A 19,940-nucleotide genomic window follows, 5' to 3' on the forward strand; every position below is an offset into this window, starting at 1 on the left:
ACATCGACGACCTCACCCTGGCCTGCGGCCCCGACAACCGACTCGCCGAACAAGGCTGGACCACCCGCACCAACGCCAAAGGCGAAACCGAATGGATACCGCCGCCGCACTTGGACTACGGCCAACCGCGAACCAACACCTACCACCACCCCGAAAAACTCCTCCACCCCGACAATGACGACGAGGAAGAGGCGTCATAGGCACGGGCCCCGGGGAAAGCCGCGCCAAGGGTCCCGGCTGCGAGTACCCTCACAGCCACCGTATTCACTCCGCAAAGAGGCGCCAGTGTCGTATGTCCTCGCAACGCCTGCGTTGTTGTCGAGCGCTGCTGAGGATTTGGCCCGGATAGGGTCCGCGGTCAACGCGGCGAACGCGGCGGCCGCGGACTCCACCACGTCGCTATTGGCCGCGGGCGCCGACGAGGTGTCGCAACGCATCGCCGGGTTGTTCGGCGCCCACGCCGTGGAATTCCAGGCGGCCACCGCCCAAGTGGCGCAATTGCAGGAGAGATTCGTGCTCACCCTGGCGGAGAACGCGAACACGTACCTGGCCACCGAGGCGGCGACGGCCCAGACGCTGCTGACGGGCCAGCCGATCCCGGGAGCGGCCGCGGGAACGCGGATCACGGTTCCGGGCGCGGGGCCGCTTTACTACCCGAACTTCATCACCAACCTGCCCTACCTGGGGCAGTTGGTGTATGCGGGCAGCATCCCGGGGCCGATCTCCGTGTCGATCCTGCAGGGATACGACCTGCTGAACCACGCCATCGGCCAGAACTGGTTCCCCGGCACCACCCCCCAAGTGGTTAACTACCCGGCCAGCATCGGCCTCATCAGCGGCAGCCTGGCCGCCCCCGGCGTCAACCAGGCCGTCGCCATGGGCCAGCAAGCGCTCAACGACCAGATCATGAACGCGTTCACCAACGGCAACGGTCTACCCGTGCGCATCGCCGCGCTGTCGGAGGGAACCCTCGTCGTCAACCGCGAATTGGCTTACCTGGCGGCCGACCCGACCGCGCCGCCGCATAGTGCCCTGCAGTTCGCGATGTTCAACGGCCCCGAGACCGGCTTGTTCCACACCTACCTGCCGGACGGGTTTACCGTGCCTCTCGTCGACTACACGGTCCACGGCGTGCCGAACACCCAGTACGACGTCAGCGTGGTGTTCGGCCAGTACGACTTCTTCGGCAATCCGCCCGACCGGCCCTGGAATATCCCGGCTTGGGTGAACTCGCTGGCCGCCGGGATCTACAACCACAACACCACGTCACTGGCCTCGATGTCGGACGCCGTGCAGGTCTCCAGTGTGACCACCTCCTTGGGCGGCACGATCACCACCGACATGGTCCCGTCACCGACGCTGCCGATGTTGTTCCCGCTTCAGCAGCTCGGCGTCCCGCAGCCAATCGTCAACGACCTCAACGCTTTTCTGCATCCGATCGTCGACGACGGCTATTCGTCCCTGACACCGAACGCCGGGCCGTACTTCTCCCAGGGGGCACTGCAAGGCTTGCCCCCCTGGCCGAGCTGGTGACGCGAACGATGGAACTTTCCGGCGCGGTCGCGGTCATCACCGGTGGTGCTTCCGGCATCGGCAGGGCCACGGCGCTTGCCCTGGCGCGGGCCGGTGCCGATGTGGTGGTCGCCGACATTCACCAGCTGCGGATGGACGAGACGGTCGCGGCCATCGGCGAACTCGGGCGGCGGGCATTGGCGGTCCGCTGCGACGTCACCTCCGACGCCGACGTCGACGCCTTGGCGCAAGGGGTGCTCTCGGAATTCGGCAGAGTGGACGTCGTCATGAACAATGCCGGCGTGGCGCTGCTCGGCCCGCCCGAACGCGTCCCGATGCAGGACTGGCAACGGCTGTTCGACATCAACGTGTTCGGCGTCGTGCGGGGCATCCGCGCATTCGTGCCCATCCTGCTCGAACAGGGCCACGGCTGGATCGTCAACACGGCGTCCATCGCGGGCCTGTACGCCCACGGCTACGACAACATCCCATACATCGGCGCCAAGCACGCCGTGGTCGGGATCACCGAGGGCCTGTATCTCTACCTGCGGCCCAAAGGCGTTGGGGTTTCGGTCCTGTGCCCGGAGTTGGTGACAACCAACATCGGCGAGACCGCCCGCATGATCGGGATCGACGACCCGCGGTGGGTCAACTTCCCGCCCCACCTGTTACGCCCGATCCAGCCCGAAGCCGCCGCCGAGCGGGTCGTCGCAGCTATCCAGCAGGAACGTTTTCTGATCCTCACGCACCCGGAGAACGAGGAATGGGTGGTGAACCACGGCCGGGACATTGAGGGCTTCCTCGCGGCCTACCTGCCGATGCTCTACGAGGGGCGGGGCCCCGACGGGCTGCCAGTGACGCCGTCCTAGGCATGCAGCCGGCAACGCTCAACGAGGAGCTTGGCCAGTAGTTCCGGCTCGCTAACCATCAGGCAGTGACAAGTATCGACCTCGACGAGCGTCTGCACTCCTCCAAGCGCTTCGATAGTTTTGCGCTGCAACCTCGGCGCGATGGCGCGATCGCGCCGGGTCAGAATCCAGGTGCGCGGAATGTCGTCGGCCATTCCCAGCCAAGACACTTTCTCCGTGAGAATGTGAAGTGATTCCGGGTAAAGCCTGCCGGTCATGAATTGCCGGCGATGCGAAGGAACGCCGTTCACGTACCCGAATCGCGCTAGCAACCTTGGTGTTTCGCGCGGCACGCCACTCTTCACGAAGCGCCGGGCGACCCCCGCGAGAAACCACGGCAAGCTGTCCGCGATGGACGAGCCTTCGGGCGGCAGGAAGGCGGCGGCGAAGATGATTTCGCGCACACGCGCCGATCCCAGCTTGGTGGCCACTCCTGGCAGTGTCATTCCCCCGATCGAATGACCAACGATGACGATGTCCTCCAACCCGGCACTCTCGATATCGCGGACGAGAGAGTCGACAAAGTCGGCGATAGTCAGTCGCTTCAGATCTCCCGGCTTGTTCCGGCGTCCCGGGATGTCAAGCGCGACCACGCTCAGGGTGGGCTCCTGCCGATGGATTTCGTCGACAGTGAGCTCCCAAGAATCCGCGGCGAGGCCGCCGCCATGCACGAGCACCAGAGTCGGTAGCGCCATCGCGGGCCTCCTTGGGCACGGCCCCCAGGACCCAAATCCTAGAGCGCGAGGCCCAAAGACGCACTACCCGGCCAGCGCCGCCCGGATGCAGACGGTGACGTACGGCAACGCGAGGCCGTTCGAATTCGCCAGCGCCGGATGGGTGGCCAGCAACTCGCGCACCTGGTCCAGCGTTTGGGTGCGGACCTCGGTCGGCGACGTGATGCAGTAGCTGCGGGACGCGACCAGGTCGATCAGGGCCTGCGGCGTCACGTAATTCGTCCACTCGACCTGGTGGCGCTCGGGCTGGGTGAACGACTCCGACAGCGTCACGTCGAAGCGTCCCCGGTCGCCGTCGGAGCCGATGATCTCGCCCAATTCGCGTACCCACCCCAGCCGTTCGTCGCGGGCGTTCCACACCAGGCCGAGCCGCCCGCCCGGCCGCAGCACTCGGGCCACCTCCGGAATGGCACGCTCGGGATCCACCCAGTGCCACGCCTGCGCGACCAGCACCGCGTCAACGCTGTTGTCCTCCAACGGAATTTCCTCCGCCGTGCCGAGCAGTGCGCGGGTCTCCGGCAGCGAGGAGCGCAGCACCTCCAGCATGTCGGGAATCGGGTCGACGGCCACCACGTCCAGGCCGCGTTCCACCAGGCGGGTGGTGAGCTTGCCGGTGCCCGCCCCGAGGTCGAGCACCTGGCGTGCGCCGTGCGGCAGCAGCCAGTCGATCGCCTCCGGCGGATAGGAGGGCCGGCCACGCTCGTAGGCGGCCGCCGCCGGGCCAAACGAGAGCGAGCGGTCCTGTCTGGAGCGGGTCACCGCCGACCCCGATCAGCCGAGTCCGCCAAAGTCAGTGTCTTGCGGATCAATTCGCCGACGGCCTCGGATTCCACCAGGAAGCCGTCGTGCCCGCAGACGGAGTCGACGACGTGCAGCTCGGTGCAGCCGGGCAGCAGCTCGGCGAGCTCCTCCTGCAGGCGCAGCGGGTAGAGCCGGTCGGAGGTGATGCCGCCGACCACCACGGGCACCGGGCACGCGCGCAGGGCACGGTCCACCCCGCCGCGCCCGCGGCCCACGTCGTGGCTGCTGAGCGCCTCGGTCAGGATGACGTAACTCCCGGCGTCGAAGCGGGACAACAGCTTGTCGCCCTGGTGCTCCAGGTAGCTCTGCACGGCGTAGCGGCCGCCGGTCCCCGGGTCCTCGTCGCCCTGGGCGTCGTTGGCGAACCGGGTGTCGAGCTCCACCTCGCCGCGGTAGGTCAGGTGCGCGAAGCGGCGGGCGATCGTCAGCCCGGCATCGGGATTGCGTCCCGTGCCGTGGTAGTCGCCGCCCTGCCAGTTCGGGTCGGCCTTGATCGCGGCGATCTGCGTGGCCTGGGTGCCGATCTGGTCGGCGGTGGCGCGGGCGCCGACGGCGAGCAGCAGGCCGGCCCGCACCCGGTCGGGGTAGCTGACAATCCACTCCAAAGCCCTTGCGCCGCCCATGGATCCGCCGACCACTGCGGCCACCCGGTCGATGCCGAGCGCGCCCAGCGCGGCGACGTCGGCCCGCACCTGGTCGCGCACGGAGATCAACGGAAACCGTGAGCCCCAGGGCTTTCCGTCCCGGGCGAGCGAGCTGGGGCCGGTGGATCCCCGGCAACCGCCGAGCACGTTGGTGGCCACGGCGCACCAGCGGTTGGTGTCGATCGGCGCCCCCGGGCCGGCCACGCCGTCCCACCAGCCGGGCGTGGGATGCCCGGCGCCGGCGGGCCCGGTGATGTGCGAGTCGCCGGTCAGCGCGTGCAGCACCACCACCACGTTGTCGCGGGTGGGCGACAGCTCGCCCCAGCGCTGGACGGCGATGCAGACGTCGTCGATCACCGCGCCGCTTTCGGTCCTCAGCGAGCCGATGTGGACATACCCGACTTCGCCCTCGGCGGGCAGCGTCTGCGTCGGAACGTCGGAGATCGTCATGTCCGGGCCCCTCAGAACGCCGCCACGGCCTGCGGGTCGGCCGCCCCATCCGCCGCAGCGCCGAACTTCCGGGCCGCCGCGAAGCCGAGCTCCAGGTCGGCCAGGATGTCGTCGATGCCCTCGATGCCGACGGCCAGCCGCACCAGGCCGGGGGTGACGCCGGTGGCCAGCTGCTCCTCGGCCGAAAGCTGGGCGTGGGTCGTCGACGCCGGGTGGATCACCAGGGAGCGCACGTCGCCGATGTTGGCGACGTGGCTGTGCAGCTGCAGCGCGTTCACGAACGCCTTGCCGGCCTCGACGCCACCGGCCAGCTCGAACGCCAGCACAGCCCCGGTTCCCTTGGGGGCCAGCTTCTTTCCGCGCTCGTACCACGGCGAGCCGGGCAGCCCGGCGTAGTTCACGGACAGCACGCCCTCGTGGCCGGCCAGGAATTCGGCGACCCGCTGCGCGTTGGCGACGTGCCGCTCGACGCGCAGGCTGAGTGTCTCCAGGCCCTGGGCCACCAGGAACGCGTTGAACGGCGCGGCGGCCGACCCCAGGTCGCGCAGCAACTGCACGCGGGCCTTGAGCGCGTACGCCGGCGGTCCCAGCTCGGCGAACACCACGCCGTGGTAGCTGGGGTCGGGCGTGGTGAATCCCGGGAACCGGCCCTGCGTCCAGTCGAAGGTGCCGCCGTCGACGATGACGCCGGCGATCGCGGAGCCGTGGCCGCCCAGGTACTTGGTGGCCGAGTGCACGACGATGTCGGCGCCGTGGGCGAACGGCTGGATCAGGTAGGGAGTCGCGATGGTGTTGTCGACGATCAGCGGGACGCCGTTGCCATGGGCGACCCCGGCGACCCCCGGGATGTCCAGGATGTCGATCTGCGGGTTGGAGATGGTCTCGCCGAAGAACGCCTTGGTGTTCGGCCGCACCGCCGCCTGCCACGAATCGAGGTCGTCGGGGTCCTCGACGAAGCTGACGTCGATGCCGAGCTTGGGCAGCGAGTAGTGGAACAGGTTGTACGTCCCGCCGTAGAGCCGCGGGCTGGAGACGATGTGATCTCCGGCACTTGCGAGGTTCAATATGGCGAATGTCTCAGCGGCCTGCCCGGAGGACAGGAACAGCGCGGCCACCCCACCCTCGAGCGCGGCGATGCGCTGCTCGACGACGTCGGTGGTCGGGTTGCCGATCCGGGTGTAGATGTTGCCCGGGACCTCGAGCCCGAACAGGGCGGCGGCGTGCGCGGTGTCGTCGAAGACGTAGGAGGTGGTCTGGTAGATCGGCAGGGCGCGGGCGTGGGTTGCGGGGTCGGGACTCTGACCCGCGTGAACCTGCTTCGTCTCGAACGACCACGCTTCGGACGACGGATGCGCGGTGGGATCGGCCTCGGGACTGGTTTCGTTGTTTTGGGAGCTCACGTGCGGTGTGCTTTCTTCTCAGAAGGGCATGAATTCTTCGTATCGGGAAATGCGCGGTCGAATTACCGACGGCAGACAAAGCGACGCGAATGAGCTTGATGGATGCACATCACGTTTCCCCTCTAGTCAGGGGTCCGGTATGGCGGACCCGCGCTTGCCGCGCAGCCTGTGGCTACTAGACCTGGTCTTTCACCCGGGGCACCCCACCGCGGTTGGAGGGTTGCCGGCCAGCAAGCCGGGGCTTAGCGCTGGCGCTCATGACCGATGTGAAGCCTATCTCATAGCGGCGAGTCGATGCCAATGGATGATCCGTCCGCCGTCGATCCCGCAGTTCAGCGCGCTGGCCTGCAGGACGACGGGTGTCCAAACACCCTTGATAACGTGGCAACCAGAACGCTCTAGCCTCATCTGACAACGACGCCGGGAGATGGACCGTGTGCGCCGAACAGCCGACCGTCATCTACACGCTGACCGACGAAGCGCCGCTGCTGGCGACTTACGCGTTCCTGCCGATCCTGCGGGCCTTCGCCGAGCCGGCGGGCATCAAGATCGAAGCGCGTGACATCTCACTGGCCGCCCGGATCCTGGCCGAGTTCCCCGATCAGCTCACCGACGAGCAGCGGGTGCCCGACGACCTGGCCGAACTGGGCCGGCTCACGGAGCTGCCCGACACCAACATCATCAAGCTGCCGAACATCAGCGCCTCGGTTCCCCAGCTGATCGCCGCCATCAAGGAGCTGCAGGGCAAGGGATACCAGATCCCGGACTTTCCGCAGACTCCGAAGACGGACGAGGACAAGCAAATCCGTGCGCGCTACGCCAAATGCCTCGGCAGCGCCGTCAACCCGGTACTGCGGCAGGGCAATTCGGACCGGCGCGCGCCGAAGGCCGTCAAGGAGTACGCCCGCAAGCACCCGCACTCCATGGCCGACTGGTCGCCGGCGTCGCGCACGCACGTCGCGACCATGCGGCACGGCGACTTCTACCACGGCGAGAAGTCGATGACGCTGGACCGCGCGCGCAACGTCAAGATGGTGCTGAAAACCAAGAGCGGGCAGACCCTCGAGCTGAAGCCGGAGGTCGAACTGCGCGACGGCGACGTCATCGATTCCATGTTCATGAGCAAAAAGGCCCTCGTCGAGTTCTACGAGGAGCAGATGCAGGACGCCTACGAGACCGGCGTGATGTTCTCACTGCACGTCAAGGCGACCATGATGAAGGTGTCGCACCCCATCGTCTTCGGGCACGCCGTCAAGGTGTTCTACAAGGACGCCTTCGCCAAGCACCAGGAGCTGTTCGACGAGCTCGGCGTCGACGTCAACAACGGGCTGGTCGATCTCTACAACAAGATCGAGTCGCTGCCCGCGTCGCTGCACGAGGAGATCATCCGCGACCTGCACGCCTGCCACGAGCACCGACCCGAGCTGGCCATGGTCGATTCGGCCAAGGGCATCACCAACTTCCATTCGCCCAGCGACGTGATCGTGGACGCGTCCATGCCGGCGATGATCCGCGCGGGCGGCAAGATGTGGGGCGCCGACGGGCGGCAGAAGGACACCAAGGCCGTCAACCCGGAGTCCACGTTCTCCCGCATCTATCAGGAGATCATCAACTTCTGTAAGACCCACGGGCAGTTCGATCCGCGCACGATGGGCACGGTTCCCAACGTCGGCCTGATGGCGCAGCAGGCCGAGGAGTACGGCTCGCACGACAAGACGTTCGAGATCCCCGAGGACGGCGTCGCCGACATCGTCGACCTCGACACCGGCGAAGTCCTGCTCACCCAGAACGTCGAAGAAGGCGACATCTGGCGCATGCCCGTCGTCACGGACGAAGCGATCCGCGACTGGGTCAAGCTGGCCGTCACCCGGGCCCGCAACTCGGGCATGACCGTGGTGTTCTGGCTGGACACCGAACGGCCGCACGAGGTCGAGCTGCGCAAGAAGGTCAAGGCGTACCTGAAGGAACACGACACCGAGGGCCTGGATATCAACATCATGCCGCAGGTGTGGGCCATGCGGTACACGCTGGAGCGCGCGATGCGCGGGCAGGACACCATCGCCGCGACCGGAAACATCCTGCGCGACTACCTCACCGACCTGTTCCCGATCCTGGAGCTCGGCACCAGCGCCAAGATGCTGTCCATCGTGCCGCTGATGTCCGGCGGCGGAATGTACGAAACCGGAGCGGGCGGTTCGGCACCCAAGCACGTCCACCAACTCGTCGAGGAAAATCATCTGCGCTGGGATTCCCTCGGTGAATTCCTCGCTCTGGGAGCGTGTTTCGAAGACATCGGCATCAAGACCGACAATGAGCGCGCCAAGATCCTGGGTAAGACGCTGGACGCGGCGATCGGCAAGCTGTTGGAGAACAACAAGAGTCCGTCGCGCCGGACCGGCGAACTCGACAACCGCGGCAGCCAGTTCTACCTGGCGCTGTACTGGGCCGAGCAATTGGCCGCGCAATCCGACGACGAAGAGTTGCGCGAACACTTCGCCGCGCTGGCCGAGGAGCTGGGCCGCAACGAGGAGGCCATCGTGGCCGAACTCGCGGAGGCGCAGGGCGAGGAGGCCGATATCGGCGGCTACTATCGCCCCGACACCGAGAAGACGACTGCAGTGATGCGGCCGAGCAAAACGTTCAACGAAGCGCTGGCAGCTTCGCAAGGTTGAGGGCCGCGAGAGGAAAGTCGAGCTCGACATGACAGGCGAATCCAAGATCAAGGTCAGGGGCCCGGTAGTCGAGCTTGACGGCGACGAGATGACCCGCGTCATCTGGAAGCTCATCAAGGACATGCTGATCCTGCCCCACCTCGACATCAACCTGGAGTACTACGACCTGGGCATCGAGCATCGCGATCGCACCGACGACCAGGTGACGATCGACGCGGCCTATGCGATCAAGAAGCACGGCGTGGGCGTCAAGTGCGCGACCATCACCCCCGACGAGGCGCGCGTCCACGAATTCAACCTGAAGAAGATGTGGCTGTCGCCCAACGGGACGATCCGGAACATCTTGGGCGGCACCATCTTCCGCGAGCCGATCGTGATTTCCAACGTGCCGCGCCTGGTTCCGGGCTGGACCAAGCCGATCGTCATCGGCCGCCACGCCTTCGGTGACCAGTACCGGGCGACGAACTTCAAGGTCGACAAGCCGGGCACCGTCACGCTGACCTTCAAGCCCGCCGACGGCAGCGAGCCGATGGTGCACGAGGTGGTGTCCATCCCCGAGGACGGCGGCGTGGTGATGGGGATGTACAACTTCAAGGACTCCATCCGCGACTTCGCGCGCGCCTCGTTCGCCTACGGCCTCAACGCCAAGTGGCCGGTGTACCTGTCCACCAAGAACACCATCCTCAAGGCCTACGACGGGATGTTCAAAGACGAGTTCCAGCGCATCTACGACGAGGAATTCAAGGAGCAGTTCGAAGCCGAGGGGCTGACCTACGAGCACCGGCTCATCGACGACATGGTGGCGGCCTGCCTGAAGTGGGAGGGGGGCTACGTCTGGGCCTGCAAGAACTACGACGGTGACGTGCAGTCCGACACCGTCGCGCAGGGCTACGGCTCGCTGGGGTTGATGACGTCGGTGCTGATGACGGCCGACGGCAAGACGGTCGAGGCCGAGGCGGCGCACGGGACCGTCACGCGCCACTTCCGGCAGTACCAGGCGGGCAAGCCGACCTCGACGAACCCGATCGCGTCGATCTTCGCCTGGACCCGGGGGTTGGCGCACCGCGGCAAGCTGGACGACACCCCCGAGGTGATCGAGTTCGCCCAGAAGCTGGAGGAGGTCGTCATCGGCACCGTCGAGGGCGGCAAGATGACCAAGGACCTCGCCATCCTCATCGGCCCCGACCAGGAGTGGCAGCAAAGCGAGGAATTCCTCAACTCGATAGCCGAGAACCTGGAGAAGGCGCTAGCCGGTTGATTCCTCCCGGCCCGGGGTGGGGCAGCAGTCCTCGATGAAGTCGGTGATCACCCGGGTGATGCGCTCGGGCGCCTCGAACATCGGGACGTGTCCGACGCCGTCGAGCCGGGTGACCTGGTGGCTGTCCTTGGGCAGGTGGTTGGTGAAGTGCCGGCTGAACCTGGGCGCGGGCAGGATCCGGTCTTTCTCGCAGATCACCAGGTGGGCCGGGACGGCGTTCTGGGCGACCTCCCGCAGGCCGTGCAGCAGCGTGGCCTTGACCAGCAGCTGGAAGTAGGCCGGGCAGTGCCTGACGTCGTCGATGATGGACGACAGCTGGCGCTCGCTGACGCCGTCGGGTTTGGCGCTGATCGCGTAGGTGGCCAACTGCCGGCTGAACGGCAGGCGCAGCACGCGCGGCCCGAACGCCCAGGCGGCCAGCAGCAGCGGGATGCCCAGGATGAACTTGAAGATCACCTCGAACTTCGCCGGGGTCCAGCGCGTCCAGCCGCCGGCCGGGGCGATGCCGGTGACGCTGCGCGCCCGGCCGCGCCGCTCCAGCTCGAAGGCCACCCAGCCGCCCAGCGAGTTGCCGACGATGTGGGCGGTCTTCCAGCCCAGTTCGTCCATCTGGCGCTCGACGTGGTCGGCGAGCACCTCGGACGACAGGAACCAGGTCCCGGCCTTGGGGCCGCCGTTGTGGCCGGCCATCGTCGGGGCGAAGACCTCGTAGCGGCCGGTGTCGGCCAGCTGCCGCGCCACGTCGTCCCATACCGCCTGGGACAGCAGGAACGGGTGCAGCAGCAGGATTGGTTCCCCGGAGCCGAGATGGATCGGCGGACGATTCCCCATGCTGCTCCCCATACAGCCGACATTAAAGGCGGTACCGGCGGTACCGCAACCGGCCTGGATTTCTGCGTGAAAAGATCGGGGGATCATGAGCACCGCTACCGGATCCCGCCGGATTTTCTCCGGCGTGCAGCCCACTTCCGACTCGCTTCATCTGGGTAACGCGCTGGGCGCCGTCACCCAGTGGGTCGCGCTGCAGGACGACCACGACTCGTTCTTCTGCGTCGTCGACCTGCATGCCATCACCATCCCGCAGGACCCCGACGCGCTGCGGCGACGGACCCTGGTCACCGCCGCGCAGTACCTGGCGCTGGGCATCGACCCCCAGCGCAGCACCGTCTTCGTGCAGAGCCACGTGCCGGCCCACACCCAGCTGGCGTGGGTGCTCGGGTGCTTCACCGGCTTCGGGCAAGCGTCGCGGATGACGCAGTTCAAGGACAAGTCGGCGCGCCAGGGCAGCGACGCGACCACCGTCGGACTGTTCACCTACCCGGTGTTGCAGGCGGCCGACGTGCTGGCCTACGACTCAGATCTGGTGCCGGTCGGTGAGGATCAGCGCCAGCACCTCGAGCTGGCCCGCGACATCGCGCAACGGTTCAACGGCCGCTTCCCGGACACCTTCGTGGTTCCCGACGTGCTCATCCCCAAGGCCACCGCCAAGATCTATGACCTGCAACTGCCGACGGCGAAGATGAGCAAGTCGGCTTCCACCGACGCCGGGCTGATCAACCTGCTCGACGACCCGGCGTTGTCCGCCAAGAAGATTCGCTCGGCCGTGACCGACAGCGAGCGCGAGATCCGGTACGACACCGAGGCCAAGCCGGGGGTGTCGAACCTGCTCACCATCTTCTCGGCGGTCACCGGGGTCGGCATCGACAAGCTCGTCGACGGCTACGCCGGGCGCGGCTACGGCGACCTGAAGAAGGACACCGCGGAGGCCGTCGTCGAGTTCGCCGGCCCGATCAAGGCGCGCGTCGACGAATTGCTGTCCGACCGCGCCGAATTGGAGTCGGTGCTCGCGGCCGGGGCGCAGCGCGCCGAGGAGGTGGCCGGGAAAACCGTTCGGCGGGTTTACGATCGGTTAGGGTTCCTTCCGCAACGGGGATAGGTTTCAGATGAGCGAGCCGGCCACGCCCGGGGTCCTGGATCGGTTGCGGGCCCGGTTCGGATGGTTCGACCACGTCATGCGCGCCTACGGACGCTTCGACGAACGCAACGGCGGCTTCTACGCGGCCGGCCTGTCCTACTACACGATCTTTGCGCTATTCCCATTGCTCATGGTCGGTTTCGCGGCGTTCGGGTTCGTGCTGTCGCGCCGGCGGGAGCTGCTGGACACGATCGATGCCCACATCCGGTCCTCGGTGTCGGGCGCCTTGTCGCAGCAGCTGGTGGACCTGATGAACTCGGCGATCGACGCGCGGACCTCGGTGGGTGTCATCGGCCTGGCCACCGCGGCCTGGGCGGGGTTGGGGTGGATATCGCACCTGCGGGCGGCGGTGACCGAGATGTGGTGGGAGCGGCGCATCGATTCGCCGGGCTTTGTGCGCAACAAGCTTTCGGACCTGCTGGCGATGTTTGGCACGTTCGCCGTGACGGTGGCCACCGTCGCGCTGACCACCCTCGGCCAGGAGGCTCCGATGTCCGCGGCGCTGAATTGGCTTGGTATACCAGAGCTGTCGGTGTTCGACTGGTTGTTTCAGGTGATCTCGATCGTGTTCTCGGTCCTGGTGTCTTGGCTGCTGTTCATCTGGCTGATCGCCCGCTTGCCGCGCGAGAAGGTGAACCTGCGCGATTCGGTGCGGGCCGGGCTGTTGGCTGCCGTCGGCTTCGAGCTGTTCAAACAGGTGGCCTCGATCTATCTGAAGGTGGTGCTTCGCAGCCCGGCGGGTGCCACCTTCGGGCCGGTGCTGGGACTCATGGTGTTCTCCTACATCACCGCCTACTTGGTGCTGTTCTGCGCCGCCTGGGCGGCCACCGCGTCGACGGATCCGCGCGCCAAGCCCGTCGATCCCCCGCCGCCGGCGATCATCGCCCCGCGGGTGCACGTGGACGAGGGGCTGTCCACCCGTCAGACGCTGACCGCGGTGGGCGTGGGAGCCGCTGCGGCGCTGGCGTTTTCCCGGCTGACCCGCCGGCTTCGGTAGTCGCGCGCTCACAGCCCGTGCGCCCTGCCGACGGCCACCGTGACGGCCGCGACGAAGATCAACGCGGTCAGCGCGACATTGCGGGGTTCGCGCAGGTAGGCGTGCGAGGCGATGGCGCCGACCATGACGACCGCGAAACCGGCGGCCGCGAGCGGGGTGAGATACGGGGCGACGCCCAGCAGGCCCGGCAGCAGAATGCCTACGGCGCCCAGCAATTCGCACAGCGCGGTGACGCGGATCACCGGCACCGGGAACGGCGCGACGCCGGTTTGGCCGCTCGCGATGAGCCGGTCTTTGGGTTGGCTGATCTTCGCCAGGCCCGACGCGGTGAAGACCGCGGCGAGCGCCGCCTGCAGGATCCAGAGCAATGCGTTCATCATGACCTCCTGAGTTGATGGGGACTCAGAGGTATGACGGGACGGCCGCCCTAGATGTGACGCCACTCGCCGCGCACCGCGACGGCGGTCACTTCCAAAGCGCCATCCAGCACAACAAGATTGGCTTCGTAGCCCGCCCGCAGCGCACCGACACGCCGCAGCCCCAGCGCCCGCGCGGGCGCCGCCGCCGTCATCCGCGCCGCGGCCTCAAGCCCCGCGTCCCCCACGTCTGCGACGTCCGAGGCCACGCGGCGGAAGATGCCGTCCATCGTGGCGGTGCTGCCGGCGATCGTCGACGTGCCACGCACCCGCGCCACCCCGGAGGCGACGTCGACGGGCACCGCGCCGAGCCGAAACACCCCGTTGGCGCAGCCGGCCGCGGCGATCGCGTCGGTCACCAGGGCGACCCGGTCGGGACCCGCGGCGGCGATCACCGCCCGCACCACCTCGGGGTGCACGTGCACGCCGTCGGCGATGAGCTCGACGGTCACCGCCGCGTCCCGCAGCAAGGCGAGCGCGGGCCCCGGCTCGCGGTGGTGCAGCGGCGGCATCGCGTTGAACAGATGGGTGCCGACCGTGACGCCCGCGGCGATGGCCCGTTTCGTCTGCTCGTAGGTCGCGTCGGTATGCCCCACGGCGACAACGACGCCCGCGTCAAGGAACCGGCGGATCGCGTCCTCGGCGCCCGGCAATTCGGGCGCCAGCGTCACCATCCGGATCGCGCCGCCGCCGGCGGCGAGCAGGGCGTCGATCTCTTTCGCGTCCGGGTCGCGCATCAGGGCCCGGTCGTGGGCGCCGCACCGGGCCCGGCTCAGCCACGGCCCCTCCAGGTGGATGCCCGCGATCGTGCCGCGCCGGGTGGCCTCGGCGAGCGCGCGCACGCCGGCGAGCAACTCCGCGGGGGCGGCGGTGACCAGGCTGGCCAGCGTCGTGGTGGTGCCGTGCCGCAGGTGGAAGTCGGCGGCGGCGCCGACGCCGTCGGGGTCGGTGTAGGACGCCCCGCCCCCGCCGTGCACGTGCATGTCGATAAAGCCCGGAACCACAACGCAATCCGGAAAGTCTTCGTCGGCCGGGCGCGGCGGCGGGCCGCCCCCGCAGCCGGCGATCCGCCCGTCGGAGACCTCCAGCCACCCGGGGCGGCAGACCCTGCCGTCGAGGACCATGGTGCCCGCCGCAATCAATCCCATCGGCCGCCGTTTTCCCAGAAGTGGCTGATCTCCTCGAGCGGGCGCCCCTTGGTCTCGGGGGCGAACCGGTAGACGAAGCCGAACGCGAGAACGGCGAGACCCGCGAACACCGCGAAAGTCCCCGCGCCGCCGAGGGAATGCAGCATCGTCAGGAACACGGCGGCGACGATCGCGTTGCCCACCAGGTTGGACGTCAGCATCGCGCTCGACCCGAGGGACCGCAGCCGCGACGGGAAACTCTCACTGGCGTACACCCAGCCCAGCGAGCCGAAACCCATGGTGTAGCCGATGATGAACAACAGGATGCCGGCGAAGCCGAAAGCCAGCCCCGCGCCGCCCAGATGGTTCCGGCTGAACACGGCGAGCAGCACGACGTCGGCGATCACCATCATGACGATGCCGCACAACAGGATCGGGCGCCGGCCCACCCTGTCGACGAGGAGCAACGCGGTGAACACGGCCGCCAGGCCGGCGACCTGAACCAGCGCCGGCAACCCCAGCAGCGCGAAGTTGCCGGTGAAGCCCATGGCTTCGAAGATCCGCGGGCTGTAGTAGATGATCGCGTTGATGCCGGTGATCTGGATCAGGAAACCGAGCGTGACGACGAAGCCGGTGGCCCGCAGGTACGGCGCCCGCAGCATCTCCGAGACGCCGCCGCTCCCTTCGCTCAGGGCGCGGCCGATCTCCGCGAGCTCCTCGTCGACCTGCGCGTCCGGCTCGATGCGCACCAGGGCCCGCCGGGCGTCGTCGACCCGGCCCTTCAGCAGGTACCACCGCGCCGTGTCGGGCATCCGAATCAGCAAGGGCAGCAGCAGGATTGCGGGCACCGCCGCCAGGCCCAGCATCCACCGCCAGCTGTGGGTGCCGGCCAACAGGTAACCGGTCAGGTAGCCGAGGATCAGCGCGCTGACGATCGCCAGTTGATAGGCCGTCAGCAGCGAGCCGCGCACCGCCGCCGGGGACGACTCCGCCACGTACACCGGGACGACCACCACCGTCACGCCGATCGTCAGGCCGAGCAGAAAGCGCGCCGCCAGCAGCATCGGCAGCGACACCGAGAGCGCCGCCAGCAGCGCGAACACCGCGTAGCCGACGGCGATCAGCACCATCGACTTCTTGCGCCCGATGGCGTTGGCGAGGACGCCGGCGCCGAGCGCCCCGGCGATCTGGCCGAGCACCACCATCGTCGTCAGCAGTTCCTGCTGGCGGGTGGACAGGCCGAAGTCCTCGGTGACGAACAGCTGCGCCGCGGCGATGATCGACAGGTCGTACCCGTAGATGACGCCGACGCTGGCGGCGGTGAGCCCAACCCGCAGGCCCCGCCGCGAGACGGCGGGCCGCGACGTCATCGGTGCTGCGGTCGGCGGTTCATCGAGCGAGCGACCATGATCAAACTAAACACGATGATCGTTCCGATCACCGCGACGCCCACCCGCACCGGCAGCGCGTCCGCCGCCGGCATGAACCCGGCGGCCTGGGCGCCGGCGCCCGGCCGGTCCGCGGCGGCGTCGGGGCGGGCCGGCAGCACCGAGGGATCCGGCTCGATCAGCGTGCCCACCTGGGTGCCGCGCGGCGTGGAAAACCCATAGTCCAATAGGTGCGCCGCCTGTTCCCACGGCGCGATCGGCTGCCGCGTCCCGTGCAGCAGCACCGCCATCAGCCGTCGTCCGTCGTGGTTGGCCGCGCCCACGAAGGTCTGGCCGGCGTCGTCGGTGTAGCCGGTCTTGCCGCCCATCGCGCCGGGATACTTGTAGAGCAACTGGTTGTCGTTCTCCAGCTCGTAGCCGGGGTGATCGCCGTGGCCGGGGAAGTCGAAGGTCCGCGTCGCGACGATGTCCGCGAAGGTCGGGTTCTGCCAGGCGTAGCGGTAGAACAGGCCGATGTCGTAGGCCGAGGTGCTCATGCCCGGCCCGTCCAGGCCGGACGGGGTCGCCACCCGGGTGTCGCGGCCGCCGAGCTTGGCGGCCAGCACGTTGATCTTGTCCAGCGCCTGCTGCATGCCGCCGAGTTGCATGGCCAGCGCGTGGGCGGCGTCGTTGCCGGAGTGCATCAAGAGGCCGTGCAGCAACTGGTTGACGGTGAAGACGCCGCCGTCGGCGACGCCGACCTTGGTGCCCTCGGCCGCCGCGTCGTCGGCGGTGCCCTGGACGGATTTGTTGAGGGGCAGCGCGTTGATGGATGCCATCGCGACCAGCACCTTGATGATGCTGGCCGGGCGGTGGCGCCCGTGCGGGTCCTTGGCGGCGATGACGGCGCCGCTGTCCAGGTCGGCGACCAGCCACGCGTCGGCGGACACGTCGCCGGGCAGCGGGGCGGTATCCGGCGCCGCGACGATGCCGCAGCTGCTCAGCGCCTCGCCGCCGACCGGTTTGGGCGGCACCGCCAGCGGCATCGGCGGGTCGCCGGCGGCCGGAACCTCCGAGGAATCCACCGCGGGCGGGGTGTTCACCTGGTACGGGCAGTTCCCGGGACCGGCGTTGGGCTGCGGGGGCGGTTCGGCGAGCGCCGGTGCCACCGGCGCGGCGGCCAGAAAAACGACCGCTGCCAGGCAAGACGCGGGGCGTAGGAAGTTCATTGTGTGTGCAGATTAGGCGATCGGGCGCCCGATTCCCGGGAGCCGCGCTGTGACAGGTGGGGCAGATGTTACAAATCCCCTGCGAGGCCGCAGAACGTCGAGGCATTACGCTGTCATGCGGCCGGCTTGACTACCCCCACCGAAGGGTCCGCCCATTGGCGAACAACGGATTTTTCTCGAAATGGCGGCGCGACGGTGACGGTCCGCGATCGCTGGAACAACTGCTCAAGCAGGTCGAGAAGGGCACCCAGGTCCGGCATTCCGGGGGCGACCGGGTGCTGGACGAGCTGAAGCTGCACCGCGACAGGGCGACCAATACCGACCTGCGGTCCGCGCTCACCTGGCTGTGCAACGCGCAGACGCGGCTGCTGAGCAGCCCGAGCACCGCGCACTCGCGGGAGGTGTTGCTGGCCTCCTACGAGGTCAACCGGGTGCTCGCTACAGGCGCCGGCACTCCTCGCTGAGCACGCCGCGCAGGGCGGCCTCGATGGTGTCGAACTCGGCCTGCCCGCTGATCAGCGGCGGCGCCAGCTGGATGACGGAATCGCCGCGGTCGTCGGTGCGGCAGTACAGGCCGGCCTCGAACAGCGCCGAGGAGACGCGGCCGAGCAGCGGCCGGCGTTCGTCGTCGGTGAACCTCTGCTTGCTCGCCTGGTCCTTGACCAGTTCGACGCTGTAGAAATACCCCTCGCCGCGCACGTCGCCGACGATCGGCAGGTCGTACAGCTTCTCCAGGGTGGCGCGCAGCAGCGGGCCGTCGTGTTTGACGCGCTCGCACAGGCCCTCGCGCTCGAAGATGTCGAGGTTGGCCAGCGCCACCGCGGCCGACACGGGGTGACCGCCGAACGTATAGCCGTGCGGGAACATGGTTTTCCCGTCGTTGAACGGCTCGAACAACCGCTCGCTGGCGATCATCGCGCCCAGCGGCGAGTAGCCGGACGTCATTCCCTTGGCGCAGGTGATCATGTCGGGCACGTAGCCGAAGTCGGAACAGGCGAACATCGACCCGATCCGGCCGAAGGCGCAGATCACCTCGTCGGAGACCAGCAGCACGCCGTAGGAATCGCAGATCTCGCGCACCCGCTCGAAATAGCCCGGGGGAGGCGGGATCGAGCCGCCCGCGTTCTGCACCGGTTCGAGGAAGACCGCGGCGACGGTGTCGGGTCCTTCGAACTCGATCGCCTCGGCGATCCGGTCGGCGGCCCAGCTCCCGAATGCCTTGGCGTCGTTGGCAACCGGGTCCGGCGCGCGGTAGAAGTTGGTGTTGGGCACCCGGAAGCCGCCCGGTGTCACCGGCTCGAACGGCGCCTTGTATCGCGGCAGCCCGGTGATCGCCAGCGCGCCCTGCGTGGTGCCGTGGTAGGCGACCGACCGCGAAATCACCTTGTGCTTACCGGGTTTGCCGGTGAGCTTGAAGTATTGCTTGGCGACCTTCCAGGCGGTCTCGACGGCCTCGGTGCCGCCGGTGGTGAAGAAGACCCGGTTGAGGTCGCCGGGCGCGTAGCGCGCGAGGCGCTCGGACAGCTCGATCGCGGCCGGGTGCGCGTACCCCCACAGCGGGAAGTACGCCAGCGTGCCGGCCTGGCGGGCGGCGACCTCGGCGAGTTCGGCGCGGCCGTGGCCGACCTGCACCGTGAACAGCCCCGACAACCCGTCGAGGTAACCGCGGCCGCGGTCGTCGAAGATCGTGACCCCCTCGCCGCGCGTGATGACCGGCGCGACGATGTCGGGTCCGTGCCGGGCGAAGTGCAGCCACAGGTTGTCAGTCATTGGGGTCATTCTGCCCGCCGAACTTGGTCGTGACGGACTTCCGCTCCCGCACCGTTCTTACTACGATTGGTAGTAGAAACGTTTGCGGGGAGGTACGGTGCGCTGGCGCGGTGTTCATCACGTGGAATTCGCCGTCTTGGACTACGAGGATTCCCTCGCGTTCTACGACGCGATGTTCGGATGGCTGGGTTACGCGAGCTTCTCGACGCTCGACATCGACTATCGATCGACCTATTACATGACCCGCCGCCTCACGCCGCACAGCTACATCGGGATTCAACCCGCGCGCACGGGGCACAAGCTCGTCCACTCCGATCAGGCCGTCGGGATCAACCACATCGCGCTCTGGGCCAGGAGCCGACGAGAGGTCGATCGCTTTTGTCGGGAGTTTCTGACCCCGCGCGGAATTCCCGTCACCGACGCGCCCAAGGCGTACCCGCAGTACTGGCCCGGGTACTACGCCGTCTTCTTTGACGAGCCGATCAACGGTATCCATTGGGAGCTGGCGTGGCTGCCGAGAGTTCCGTCGCCACGCCAACTTTGGGCTTCGTATCGCGCGTTCGGCACCATCGCGTCGGGCCGGGGAGACCTGGCGGATTCCGTGCCCGGCCTGGCCCGGCAGGCGCGGCGCACCTTGCCGTCCCGACGGTCATTGTGACCGCCCGGCGCGATTGCCTAGG

Annotated in this window: 18 protein-coding genes, 1 pseudogene and 1 riboswitch; of the genes and pseudogenes, 9 read left to right on the forward strand and 10 right to left on the reverse strand. The window is 68.0% G+C overall.

All coding sequences use genetic code 11. The features are described from left to right. From A5673_RS29580 to A5673_RS16125, 3 genes and pseudogenes are all read left to right on the forward strand, one after another. A pseudogene (locus A5673_RS29580) lies at positions 1-200 on the forward strand (hypothetical protein); the annotation flags it as partial. 85 nt (positions 201-285) lie between these two features. After that, complete coding sequence (locus tag A5673_RS16120) at positions 286-1,533, forward strand: PE-PPE domain-containing protein (RefSeq protein ID WP_082958776.1); 1,248 nt, start codon at positions 286-288, stop codon at positions 1,531-1,533. Then, positions 1,530-2,381, forward strand: a complete 852-nt coding sequence (locus A5673_RS16125; RefSeq protein WP_068234225.1) for an SDR family oxidoreductase — start codon at positions 1,530-1,532, stop codon at positions 2,379-2,381. The genes A5673_RS16120 and A5673_RS16125 overlap by 4 nt, the downstream gene beginning before the upstream one ends. Here A5673_RS16125 and A5673_RS16130 read toward each other — a convergent pair. The 4 genes from A5673_RS16130 to A5673_RS16145 all read right to left on the reverse strand — a co-directional run bounded on the left by A5673_RS16130 (position 2,378) and on the right by A5673_RS16145 (position 6,449). Continuing rightward, positions 2,378-3,115 (reverse strand): alpha/beta fold hydrolase, encoded by a 738-nt coding sequence (locus A5673_RS16130; RefSeq protein ID WP_068234228.1) that lies wholly within the window; start codon positions 3,113-3,115, stop codon positions 2,378-2,380. The genes A5673_RS16125 and A5673_RS16130 overlap by 4 nt on opposite strands. Before the next feature lie 63 nt (positions 3,116-3,178). Then, positions 3,179-3,913, reverse strand: coding sequence for a class I SAM-dependent methyltransferase (locus A5673_RS16135; RefSeq protein WP_068234231.1), 735 nt, complete (start codon positions 3,911-3,913; stop codon positions 3,179-3,181). After that, positions 3,910-5,049, reverse strand: coding sequence for a homoserine O-acetyltransferase (locus A5673_RS16140; protein ID WP_068234234.1), 1,140 nt, complete (start codon positions 5,047-5,049; stop codon positions 3,910-3,912). Before A5673_RS16140 ends, A5673_RS16135 begins: the two co-directional genes overlap by 4 nt. Positions 5,050-5,060: 11 nt before the next feature. Beyond that, positions 5,061-6,449, reverse strand: coding sequence for a bifunctional o-acetylhomoserine/o-acetylserine sulfhydrylase (locus tag A5673_RS16145; protein ID WP_068234237.1), 1,389 nt, complete (start codon positions 6,447-6,449; stop codon positions 5,061-5,063). A 145-nt stretch (positions 6,450-6,594) separates the two neighbouring features. Then, positions 6,595-6,712, reverse strand: a riboswitch (SAM riboswitch). 171 nt (positions 6,713-6,883) lie between these two features. Between A5673_RS16145 and A5673_RS16150 the strand changes: the two genes are divergently transcribed. Together A5673_RS16150 and A5673_RS16155 are read left to right on the forward strand one after the other, a co-directional pair. Continuing rightward, the gene (locus tag A5673_RS16150; protein ID WP_068234239.1) at positions 6,884-9,121 is read left to right on the forward strand and encodes an NADP-dependent isocitrate dehydrogenase; all 2,238 of its coding nucleotides are present in this window, start codon (positions 6,884-6,886) and stop codon (positions 9,119-9,121) included. 28 nt (positions 9,122-9,149) lie between these two features. Further along, entirely contained in the window at positions 9,150-10,379 is a 1,230-nt protein-coding gene (locus A5673_RS16155) for an NADP-dependent isocitrate dehydrogenase (protein WP_068234241.1), read from the forward strand. Here A5673_RS16155 and A5673_RS16160 read toward each other — a convergent pair. After that, positions 10,368-11,210 (reverse strand): alpha/beta fold hydrolase, encoded by an 843-nt coding sequence (locus A5673_RS16160; RefSeq protein ID WP_082958778.1) that lies wholly within the window; start codon positions 11,208-11,210, stop codon positions 10,368-10,370. The genes A5673_RS16155 and A5673_RS16160 overlap by 12 nt on opposite strands. Positions 11,211-11,295: 85 nt before the next feature. Between A5673_RS16160 and trpS the strand changes: the two genes are divergently transcribed. Next, positions 11,296-12,315: a tryptophan--tRNA ligase gene (gene trpS / locus A5673_RS16165; RefSeq protein ID WP_068234243.1), complete on the forward strand. Its 1,020-nt coding sequence runs from the start codon at positions 11,296-11,298 to the stop codon at positions 12,313-12,315. A gap of 7 nt (positions 12,316-12,322) precedes the next feature. Then, positions 12,323-13,351, forward strand: a complete 1,029-nt coding sequence (gene yhjD / locus A5673_RS16170) for an inner membrane protein YhjD (protein WP_068234246.1) — start codon at positions 12,323-12,325, stop codon at positions 13,349-13,351. Between the two features lie 8 nt (positions 13,352-13,359). Here the strand turns inward: yhjD and A5673_RS16175 are convergent, their stop codons facing one another. Genes A5673_RS16175 through A5673_RS16190 form a run of 4 tightly spaced genes read right to left on the reverse strand, consistent with a single transcriptional unit; the run spans position 13,360 to position 17,490 of the window. Then, the gene (locus tag A5673_RS16175; protein WP_068234249.1) at positions 13,360-13,728 is read right to left on the reverse strand and encodes a DoxX family protein; all 369 of its coding nucleotides are present in this window, start codon (positions 13,726-13,728) and stop codon (positions 13,360-13,362) included. Positions 13,729-13,778: 50 nt separating this feature from the next. Beyond that, entirely contained in the window at positions 13,779-14,915 is a 1,137-nt protein-coding gene (nagA, locus tag A5673_RS16180) for an N-acetylglucosamine-6-phosphate deacetylase (protein WP_068234252.1), read from the reverse strand. Continuing rightward, a complete protein-coding gene (locus tag A5673_RS16185) occupies positions 14,906-16,264 on the reverse strand; it encodes a sugar porter family MFS transporter (RefSeq protein WP_068234255.1) in 1,359 nt (452 codons plus the stop codon). The genes nagA and A5673_RS16185 overlap by 10 nt, the downstream gene beginning before the upstream one ends. Then, on the reverse strand, positions 16,261-17,490 hold the full coding sequence (locus tag A5673_RS16190; RefSeq protein WP_068234257.1) for a D-alanyl-D-alanine carboxypeptidase family protein: 1,230 nt from the start codon (positions 17,488-17,490) through the stop codon (positions 16,261-16,263). Before A5673_RS16190 ends, A5673_RS16185 begins: the two co-directional genes overlap by 4 nt. Before the next feature lie 212 nt (positions 17,491-17,702). Between A5673_RS16190 and A5673_RS16195 the strand changes: the two genes are divergently transcribed. After that, positions 17,703-17,954, forward strand: coding sequence for a hypothetical protein (locus A5673_RS16195; RefSeq protein WP_068234310.1), 252 nt, complete (start codon positions 17,703-17,705; stop codon positions 17,952-17,954). Here the strand turns inward: A5673_RS16195 and A5673_RS16200 are convergent. Continuing rightward, positions 17,929-19,260, reverse strand: coding sequence for an aspartate aminotransferase family protein (locus A5673_RS16200; RefSeq protein ID WP_068234260.1), 1,332 nt, complete (start codon positions 19,258-19,260; stop codon positions 17,929-17,931). The genes A5673_RS16195 and A5673_RS16200 overlap by 26 nt on opposite strands. Positions 19,261-19,357: 97 nt before the next feature. Here A5673_RS16200 and A5673_RS16205 point away from each other — a divergent pair, with 97 nt between their 5' ends. Beyond that, positions 19,358-19,918: a VOC family protein gene (locus tag A5673_RS16205; protein ID WP_068234263.1), complete on the forward strand. Its 561-nt coding sequence runs from the start codon at positions 19,358-19,360 to the stop codon at positions 19,916-19,918. The last annotated feature ends 22 nt before the right edge of the window (positions 19,919-19,940 follow it).

The sequence above is a fragment of the Mycobacterium sp. E3198 genome (assembly GCF_001667015.1).
Lineage (GTDB): Bacteria > Actinomycetota > Actinomycetes > Mycobacteriales > Mycobacteriaceae > Mycobacterium.